The following is an 8,996-nucleotide window of genomic DNA, read 5'->3' as shown; positions in this document are numbered from 1 at the left end:
TCTAAATTCAATGCAATTCTTGCTGTAGTACAACAGTAAGACGATTACTCATGCCCATAGGGGTGCTGAGTAGTTACAATCAAATTATCACGTTGACATGGGTCAATTTGGCAAAATCTTGGTTGAAGTAATGAGTAAGTATCATATTACTTATTCTGGTTTGTATCACACCACTGGTGTGAGCAAGGAGTACATTTCCGCAGTCTGAGGAGGTCAGGCCGATTCGCGCCGAAAGGAATTATTCCTTATGTGTTAACTGGCGATGAGCGTTATCTAGACCTTCGTACTTTCAAGGATAAGGTTAAGAAGGCAATATGGGAAAAACAGAACCATAAATGCGCCATCTGTGGCAAAGAGTTTGACTTTGAATTAATGGAGGGCGACCACATCAAGCCTTGGCGAGAAGGTGGAAGAACCTACATCAGCAATTGCCAAATGCTTTGCCGTACTTGCAATCGTAGTAAGGGTAGCAAATAAATGGCAAACGTACTGTTTCCACATCTCTTTCGCTGAATAGCAGTTATTCTACAAAATAGGTATACGTCCGTGCGATGCAGACACATGCCTATTTTTATGCAAAACCAGCATATGATTCCAGTATTTTTTGTTACCTTTGCACCCGAATTGTAAAACATATACATATTTAATATGGCTATTATAAAGACAGTAGAAGGAAAGACTCCCCGTTGGGGAAAGAATTGTTTTATCGCTGAGAATGCCGTACTGACAGGTGACTGTATCCTTGGTGATGACTGCAGCATCTGGTATTGTGCGGTATTGCGCTCTGACGTGGATGCCATCAGATGTGGAAACAGGGTAAATGTGCAGGATTGCGCCTGCATCCATCAAACCGGTACGATGCCTTGCATCCTGGAGGATGATGTATCTGTGGGACATGGTGCCATCGTCCACGGAGCCACAGTCAGAAAAGGCGCACTCATCGGCATGAATGCTACCGTGCTAGATAAGGCTGATATTGGCGAAGGAGCTATCATTGCTGCAGGTGCTGTGGTTACCCATGGCACTAAAGTTCCAGCACATGAGATTTGGGCGGGTATTCCAGCCAGGAAAGTAAAGGCCTGTGCTCCCGGCCAAGCCGAGGAGTTTGCCAAGCATTATTCCGGATACATCAAAGGCTGGTATCTTAAGGAAGATAAATAATCACTTTATGATTATCATAAAATGAGAATAAAACGCCATTTTTTATCTTTTATAGAAGATAAAAGCAAAATATTTAGGATTTTCATCTTTTATAAAAGATAAAAATCGTATATTTGCAGAAAATTTCATTTATAAGTGATAAAAATATGGCAACTATTATTCGTCAATCATATATCGACAAGATAGAAAAGTATCTTGGAAAGGAGACCATCATCGTATTAGTAGGTCAACGTCGTGTAGGAAAAAGCTGCATGATGAAGATGATTCGTGACCGTAAAATGGCAGATGACGACAATAATATCATCTATATAGACAAGGAGAAAAGAGAGTTTGACTACATTCAGACCTACCAGGATCTCAACGACTATATCGGACAGCACTTTTTATCCGATAAACATAACTATATCCTTATCGATGAGATACAAGACATCAGGGAATTTGAACGCTCCATTCGAAGTTATCGCACAGAACCCAACACCGACATTATCATCACAGGTAGCAATGCTCGCATGCTGAGCAATGAACTGAGCACACTCATCGGTGGCAGATATAAGGAAATCTATATCCAATCGCTGATCTATAACGAGTTTCTGGAATTTCATCAACTATCAGATAATGACGAAGCACTTGCTCTGTACATTCAGTATGGTGGCCTGCCTGGTCTGGCAAAGATAGGGCTTGAAGAGGATGATGCACGTGAATATCAAATGGATATTTACCATACCGTCTTACTTAAGGATGTCATTATGCGCAACCAGATAAGAAACGTGCCATTCTTAGAGAATTTAGTACGTTTCCTCGCAGACAACACCGGTAAGTTGATTTCCGCCAACAGTATCGCCAAATATATGAAATCACAAGGCGAATCTATAACGTCCACAGCTATCATCAATTACATATCCTTCCTTTGTGAAGCCTATATCCTACACAAGGTGAACCGCTATGACATCCACGGCAAACGTATCTTTGAAACCAACGATAAGTTTTATTTTGAAGACAACGGCATTAGAAATGCCATTGCCGGGGGAACACGTGAAGGAGACATCGAGAAAGTGATAGAGAATATCATATATCAGAACCTCATACGCTTGGGCTATCAAGTTTATGTAGGACAACTGCAAGCTGGAGAAATCGACTTTGTTTGTACTAAGCCAGGCGGCGAACGCATCTACGTGCAAGCTTCCTACATCATAGCCGACGATGCAACCAGAGAGCGTGAGTTTGGCAATCTCCGTTCCATCAAAGACAACTATCCGAAGTACGTTATCTCCATGACTCCTCTGCTCACCAAAAATGATAATGACGGAATCACGCACCTGCATCTTCGCAAATTCCTGACAGAAGGAATATAAATAACAGGAATTTCTCAGATTGGGCACACAGTGTGTTCCCGATCTGAGGATTCTTTTATTCCTCCCCATTCAGGCATTCGCCCGTCTCATAACTCTTCGTCATATCCTTTAAGATATCAATCATCTCCTGCCTCAAGCTCTCAGGCTTCAGTACAATGATATTTCTGCCATGCCACAACAGTTCCTGAAGGAAATCACGGCTGGGGCGAACGGTGAGGGTATATTCCCGATACATTCCATCTTTCGACTCCTTCACTTTCTGCTGACTCTCGTGCAGCGGAACCTCCTCGATGTAATTGTATTCCGGATAGAAGGCACGGATGCGGATTTGCTCCACGGGCACATCTTCCATCCGATAGATGCCGAAGCAATCTTCATAATAATTCTCTGGAGTCAGGAACTTCTTCATCTTTGCCGGCAACGGATGCTTCTCGCAAATAAGCTTAAGGAAACTGATGCGGTCAAAAGGAAGACAGCGAACGAGCTTCCTCTCATCCTGTTCAGCACTTGAATTGGCTTTCCCTTCGGACGCCGAACGTTGTTTCTTCACTCCAACAACGTACCACCGTTGTTTGAAGTATCTCACGAAAGCCGGTTGCAGAATAATATCACTCTCTGCTCCAAATCCCGAAACGTATTTAAACTTCAGCAGATATTGCTTATCTATCGCTGCAAGAATATCATCCAGATATTCCGTGTTGTATGGCGGTGTATCGAGCATCACCTTATTGTGAAACTTCAGCATATCACCTAACGAAGCCAGCCGCAGGGAACTCAGCATCCATTCCGTCACATCATCATTAGCGATCGGATCACGCTTCAGATAATACCGATAGCCGTCGCTCTTGTCGCATTCCACAGTAATACCAAACTGCGACTGGATATTTTCACGATAACGATGAAAGGTACGTTTGTCCAGCTCATCCTCATCCTGATTAGCGTTGGCATCACGCCACTCATTAGCAATCTCCTCAAAGGTAAGATGCTTACGATCCAAGAGGCCTATCAGCCAACTATAGAATTTTACACGATTGTCCATAATCTCTAAAAATCTAATGAATATTTACGAGAAATGCATAAAAAGAAAAGGAGAAAAGATAGCCAACAAAATGGTAATGCTAAATGCTGGCGTTTCTGACTTTTGTCATATACCAATGCGCGATACACTTGTGCCCGATGCTTGAAATGAACTGTGAACAAACTCGTCTCTTTGCATGAAACACATGAATTTTTAATAATGCTAACACAGACCTATTGCCTGATGTCAGTTTCTTGCTGCCTCTATCTTTTCTCCGAAAATTTTAATCTACTCAATGAAAATTTCAATCCTCGCTCCATTATCGGGGCAAGTCTTGCAAATCCACCAAATCTACAGTCCAGTTCAAACTCTGAATTTTCAGGTCGAGCTCCCGATACTGCTTGGCATAGGTATCAGCCTCCTTGCGAAGAACCTTTATATCTATGGTTCTAACATATTTCAGTTCGTTTCTGCCAAAGCGAGTATCGTTGGCAGCTACGTAGTTCACCACCTCTTTCAATGCCTTGACACGCATCGACAAGACGTCTCTCTTGGCTATCAATCGAGTCAAGGAGTCTCCGTCCTGAACTATCTGAACGTTGGTGATGTTGATGCGATAAATCAAGTCTTCCAACTGGACGAGTGCTTCATCCAGTTCCTTGTACAGTTCCTCCACGTTATCGCAAGGTTCATCGCCCTCCTGTACCTTGGCGCTCTCCTTGATACGTTCTTTCAGTTGAGCCACTTTCTTCTGCAAATCGGCTCTGATGCTCAATGCTTCTGCTAACTTCATAATCTTCTATTTTTATATATGACGTTCTAATTTTATTTTTATTGCATCACAAATTATTTTTCACCTTTCCAAACAAGGCACACCCTCAGGCCAATGAGGGTCATTCTCGTTTACATCAGGATAATGAATATCTCGCTGCTCTGACACGCTGCGCTCATAATTCAATTTCACATTAATAGTGAAATCATCCATACGAAGAATGTCTGGCAGGCACCAAGGCTCATGAGTATGCAAGGCATGCATCGCATAACAGATACACAAATGGTCGTACGCCTTGTTGTGCAGATAGCCTTCCGCCCACGACGTGCCATCGTCGAGCGTATCAGTCAACTCTCTCAACGTATCCTCTTCGTTGCCGAAAAAGTTGGCAGACGCACCATTCACGATGGTATCCATCTTGCAATGTCCTGTACTGAGCAACTCATCTGTCAGATGAATCATATAGTCGAAGTCGGAACCGTAATAGTCATCATTCTCCAGATGCAAGACCGAGTCTTTGTCAGCATACTCGAATCGAAGCGTACTGTCCAAGTCGTAGCAGAAACGGTCGTCCACCTTGTATGGCGAACGGTAGAGCGTAAGCCAAAGGTTACGGCACTGCTCAAAACACTCCAAGGTGAGCTTGTAGAGTTTGTCGTTCAACTTGCTCAATCGTTCCACCTCGGCAGCAGTAGGATGAAGCATCATCTCATCGAGCGTCACCTCACGAAGCCCGAGCAAATCGTCCAGCAAATCCCGCTCCGTATCACTGAAGTTACGGAAGAACCAACCTGGATTATTATCCTCACAATTCACCACCTTCTTGATACGACGTTCCACATCTTGTATGATGGCACGCTTATCCTCTATCGTAGACTTTTCTCTTATAAAGTCTACAAATTTGAAGTTAGGCTCCGAACTATAGCTACGGTTGTTCTCAACTTCATCAATCAGTTTTTTCCATTCCTTTTCCATTTACTTCCTCTTTAAAGATTACGTTTCCTTTTTTCCATTGATACACCTCTCGCTCATACTGCAGCCAGACATGTACATAGAAGTCATCCATGCGGAGAATGTCTGGCAACGAATAATATTCATGACTATGTAACGAGTGCAAGAGATGGCAGATACAAAATCTGTCGAAAGCCTGATTGTCGAGATAATCCAAATTCCAGTTGGTCCCATCATCAGCCACCAAAGGTTCACCCACATAATACCGCCCACTATCCCTAAAATTGCAATGAAAATGGAGCATATACTCGAAGTCTGAGCCATAATAGTCATCATTATCCATCTTGAGGACGGAATCCTCATCATTATAACAGAAACCTACGTGTTCTTCTACATCATAGCGGTCGTCGTCAGCTTTCAGATGAGGAGAATGCAGTAAAGACTGCCATAGGTTGCGCCCTTGCGCAAAAGCATCCTTCGACAACTCACGGAGTTTGTCATTCTGATGTCCCAAACGCTCGATTTCTTCCTCTGTAGGATTTAACATCATCACATTGAGAATCTTTACCCGAGTACTCCAAAGGGAATCAAGCACCTCCCGCTCCTGTTCACTGAACTTACGGAAGCGGAAACTCTTGTCCGCATCATAACGGGCAATCATCTTGATGCGACGCTCTACTTCTTGTACAACTCTGCGTTTGTCCTCATCCGACGCTTCGCCCACATACTCCATCAAAGCGAAGAAAGCCTCCGTTTCAAACGGATCTTTCTCAATTGTATCGATAAGTTGAATCCAATTTTCCTTCATCTTCACCTACGATTTCACCATTACTAACTTCTATTATCTTATCATCGCCAAAGCTTCCGCCCCGTACCTTGTAAGGAGAGTTTCGCTTCAACGTCTTCTCCAAATACTCCAAGTCCTTGGGACGGAGATGAGTGAGAGCGAAATCCACCTCATTCAGCTGTGACTGATTGCTCAAGGCGAGATGCTGAAGATTGTGACACATGAAGATGTCCAAGCGACGCAACTTGTCGTTCTTACTCAAATCCAAAGACACCAAATCTTCGGATCCATCAATATGCAACTCCTCCAAGAGAGGATTGGCAGAGAAATCCAACTTCTCGTTTCTTATCGCGCTGAAGTCGATGAACTCCAGCAAAGGATTTTTGCTTACGTCGAGCCATTGCCCACCATATCCCGAATATCCCAGGATACGCAAGCTAGGACATTCCGTGAGAATCACATCAAAGGTTTTCACCTCGAACATGCCACAGCCATCAAATCCGATAATGGCATCTTCCTCTTCCGAGCAGATGGTAATGGTATAGTTCACGCCCTTCTCAGGATAGGAATGACCAGCCTTAACCCAAGTCAACTTCTCAGAATTCTGTTCCTGTTTGCCTGTCACGACCTGTACCCTTCCATCGCCCCATGCAATCCCTGCCTTGCTGTCTTTCTTCAACATCAAGTGCAAGCCTACGGTTTCCCCCATTGTCCAGTCCAAAGTCTGGATATTGATTGTAATCTGTGCCATAATTCCTTGTTTTATGTTTACAGCTGCAAAGGTACAGGTCAGGTGTGTCAAATCGTGACGCAAGCGAGAAAATTATCTCAAAAATCTTTGTATCACCTTGTACCAATAGTCCCAGGAATAGCCTACGGAAGGATGATTCACCACAAGAGCCTTAACATGCTTGCCACCAGGCATCATGTAGAAGCCATTAGGCACCCAAGTGCCTTCCACTTCCATGTCATTGCAATCCACCCAGTGAACATCAGAAATTTGCTCTTGGCGCCAGTGACCGCCAGGTAAATTGTTCCAAAGCCTCTTACCCCATACAATGATGTACTGAGGCTGATACTTTTCGATGACCTCAAAGAAAGCCTTCCCAGCCTGGTGATATTGTTCGGCTGCGCCAGCCTCGCGAGGACCACCCATCGCCACTTGCAGATAGTTGAAGAAGATGACCGAGTTCCAGATCTTCAGCCTCATTGCTTGATTGGTCTCCTCACCCACTAACGAACGCTCAAACTTCAAGAAAGTCCGCATCCAGTTTTGCCGTTCCTTGTTCTCATTGAGATAATCATCAAGCACCTGCTGCGTAAAGTTCATACACTCCCGATGTAGCTGGCAGTCGCCACAATCCGTACAACTCTCATCACAATAATGACTCTCGCCCAATATCATGATTCGCTTGCCGAATATCCCCCCATTGGCATAATCCTTGCCAACGAAAGGCTGAAAGAAAATGTTGCTATTCATATTTTAAAATAATGAAACAATCCAATTTCCCAAGCGAATGGCCCATGAAATCACCACATAAATCAACCAGCAAAGCACGACGATGAACACAGCCGTCCAGAAGGCCTTCTTATTCACCTTATTGATAATCTCCTTATCATCCTCGATATACCCGGTAACCAATCTCAGGTTCTCTACATACGAACGTTTGAATACATCCAGCACATCACCTATATAGAAAGGTATGGCACCAATCAGCACATCCATCAAGATATTATAGATGACAGCCAAAGTCAGCGGAATCGACTTAACCACGCAAAGACTGTAATAGATGAATGGGAATGCAAACACGCTCGTCAAAGCATCACCGATACCGACAGGAAGGATGAAGCCAAGGATAGGATCCAAGAACCACTTGTCCATATACTTCGCCGTACCTACCATCAGACGATAAGATGGCATGTTCATCATCTTCTCACGCTTAGCAGCTTTTTTATTAACCATACTATTCATCGTATTTATATTTATTTATTCTTTATCACTACCCACAAATACCGATGCCTTCATAAAAGAGAAGGTTGCATCAACGAGCCAACCGATACATGAGCCAACTGTAGCTATCCACCAGGCAACATGATAACCTGTAGTACAATTGGTAGCCTTGAAAAGGACATCGCCGTCAAAGAGATGCCTCACCAGATTAGGCAGGAAGAACAATCCATGCGCCAAACCAGCTTGCCATCCATACAATTCCGTACCATTGATGTTGACAAACAATACTGCTGCCACTATTGCAACGATTGGTCGCCAGGGTAGGAACATGAAAACCATTACAAGAAACCCTATAATTTTATTCATTTTTCGTTATACTTTATTTATGCTATGATTTCATCTATACAGACAATTATCTTTTAGATACATCTTGTTGTTTCTAATCTCAGTTGGAGTAAGTTTCTCTTTACGATAATCCTTCAAGGAATCCTTCTGCACCTGAAATCTACTCGTTTCCACAAAAATCAGGCTCTTGTGAATCCTCGTCTTGGCACGTTCCTCAATCCATTCTCTGCCTTTAGCGAGAGAAGACATATACCAATATCTCGTCTCAGCCCAAGCATTCCTTGTAGGTTGCGCAGTACCATGAATGAAGTCACGATAAACGGGAAGCGAGAGACCAGTTAGCCAACAAACCAGGACCGAATCCCCCTTAGCCATTAGCGTCATGTCCGACAGCATCTGTTGCATGGTCATTTTCTCCGACTTCCGCCAAAGCATCCTCTTATCCATATATTCATTCTTCTCAGCCTCCTTCTCCTTTTGCCAATAGCCATGAGGGTTCAAGAAGAACCAATAGCCAAATAATACTACCAGCCCGGCACTCAATACCGCAGCCAACCAACACACTCTTTTCTTGATGTTCTTTTCCATTGTTACATTACCTTATATAGTTATACATTTGATTTCGGCTGCGAAATAACTATATAGATATGTCAAATGGT

At 43.4% G+C, this 8,996-nt stretch carries 12 protein-coding genes; 3 read left to right on the top strand and 9 right to left on the bottom strand.

Annotated elements, in window-relative coordinates; genetic code table 11:
• The first annotated feature begins 249 nt into the window (after nucleotides 1–249).
• The 3 genes from AAAT87_RS02285 to AAAT87_RS02275 all read left to right on the top strand — a co-directional run bounded on the left by AAAT87_RS02285 (nucleotide 250) and on the right by AAAT87_RS02275 (nucleotide 2,513).
• Nucleotides 250–477 (top strand): HNH endonuclease, encoded by a 228-nt coding sequence (locus tag AAAT87_RS02285; protein ID WP_294761934.1) that lies wholly within the window; start codon nucleotides 250–252, stop codon nucleotides 475–477.
• Between the two features lie 171 nt (nucleotides 478–648).
• Nucleotides 649–1,161 carry a gamma carbonic anhydrase family protein gene (locus AAAT87_RS02280; protein ID WP_349225503.1) on the top strand — a complete coding sequence of 171 codons (513 nt, stop codon included), beginning with the start codon at nucleotides 649–651 and terminating at the stop codon, nucleotides 1,159–1,161.
• A gap of 146 nt (nucleotides 1,162–1,307) precedes the next feature.
• Entirely contained in the window at nucleotides 1,308–2,513 is a 1,206-nt protein-coding gene (locus AAAT87_RS02275; RefSeq protein WP_349225502.1) for an ATP-binding protein, read from the top strand.
• A 55-nt stretch (nucleotides 2,514–2,568) separates the two neighbouring features.
• On the opposite strand, the gene AAAT87_RS02270 is transcribed toward AAAT87_RS02275, so the two are convergent.
• The 9 genes from AAAT87_RS02270 to AAAT87_RS02230 form a co-directional block, all read right to left on the bottom strand.
• Nucleotides 2,569–3,552, bottom strand: a complete 984-nt coding sequence (locus AAAT87_RS02270; protein ID WP_349225501.1) for a helix-turn-helix transcriptional regulator — start codon at nucleotides 3,550–3,552, stop codon at nucleotides 2,569–2,571.
• A 298-nt stretch (nucleotides 3,553–3,850) separates the two neighbouring features.
• Entirely contained in the window at nucleotides 3,851–4,324 is a 474-nt protein-coding gene (locus AAAT87_RS02265; protein WP_293629314.1) for a DIP1984 family protein, read from the bottom strand.
• A gap of 60 nt (nucleotides 4,325–4,384) precedes the next feature.
• Nucleotides 4,385–5,278, bottom strand: a complete 894-nt coding sequence (locus AAAT87_RS02260; RefSeq protein ID WP_295025576.1) for a hypothetical protein — start codon at nucleotides 5,276–5,278, stop codon at nucleotides 4,385–4,387.
• Nucleotides 5,250–6,062 carry a hypothetical protein gene (locus tag AAAT87_RS02255; RefSeq protein ID WP_349225500.1) on the bottom strand — a complete coding sequence of 271 codons (813 nt, stop codon included), beginning with the start codon at nucleotides 6,060–6,062 and terminating at the stop codon, nucleotides 5,250–5,252. Before AAAT87_RS02255 ends, AAAT87_RS02260 begins: the two co-directional genes overlap by 29 nt.
• Entirely contained in the window at nucleotides 6,025–6,792 is a 768-nt protein-coding gene (locus tag AAAT87_RS02250; protein WP_296971562.1) for a hypothetical protein, read from the bottom strand. The genes AAAT87_RS02255 and AAAT87_RS02250 overlap by 38 nt, the downstream gene beginning before the upstream one ends.
• A gap of 72 nt (nucleotides 6,793–6,864) precedes the next feature.
• Nucleotides 6,865–7,521, bottom strand: a complete 657-nt coding sequence (locus AAAT87_RS02245; protein WP_349225499.1) for a hypothetical protein — start codon at nucleotides 7,519–7,521, stop codon at nucleotides 6,865–6,867.
• A 3-nt stretch (nucleotides 7,522–7,524) separates the two neighbouring features.
• Nucleotides 7,525–8,004, bottom strand: a complete 480-nt coding sequence (locus AAAT87_RS02240) for a DUF4112 domain-containing protein (RefSeq protein ID WP_259306279.1) — start codon at nucleotides 8,002–8,004, stop codon at nucleotides 7,525–7,527.
• Nucleotides 8,005–8,028: 24 nt separating this feature from the next.
• A complete protein-coding gene (locus AAAT87_RS02235; RefSeq protein ID WP_349225498.1) occupies nucleotides 8,029–8,358 on the bottom strand; it encodes a hypothetical protein in 330 nt (109 codons plus the stop codon).
• 30 nt (nucleotides 8,359–8,388) lie between these two features.
• Nucleotides 8,389–8,925 carry a hypothetical protein gene (locus tag AAAT87_RS02230; RefSeq protein WP_349225497.1) on the bottom strand — a complete coding sequence of 179 codons (537 nt, stop codon included), beginning with the start codon at nucleotides 8,923–8,925 and terminating at the stop codon, nucleotides 8,389–8,391.
• Nucleotides 8,926–8,996: the final 71 nt, after the last annotated feature.

This window comes from Segatella sinensis, assembly GCF_040095255.1.
GTDB classification, from domain to species: Bacteria; Bacteroidota; Bacteroidia; order Bacteroidales; family Bacteroidaceae; genus Prevotella; species Prevotella sinensis.
Note: the sequence above shows the minus strand (reverse complement) of the source record. Positions and strands in the feature narration are given on the sequence as shown.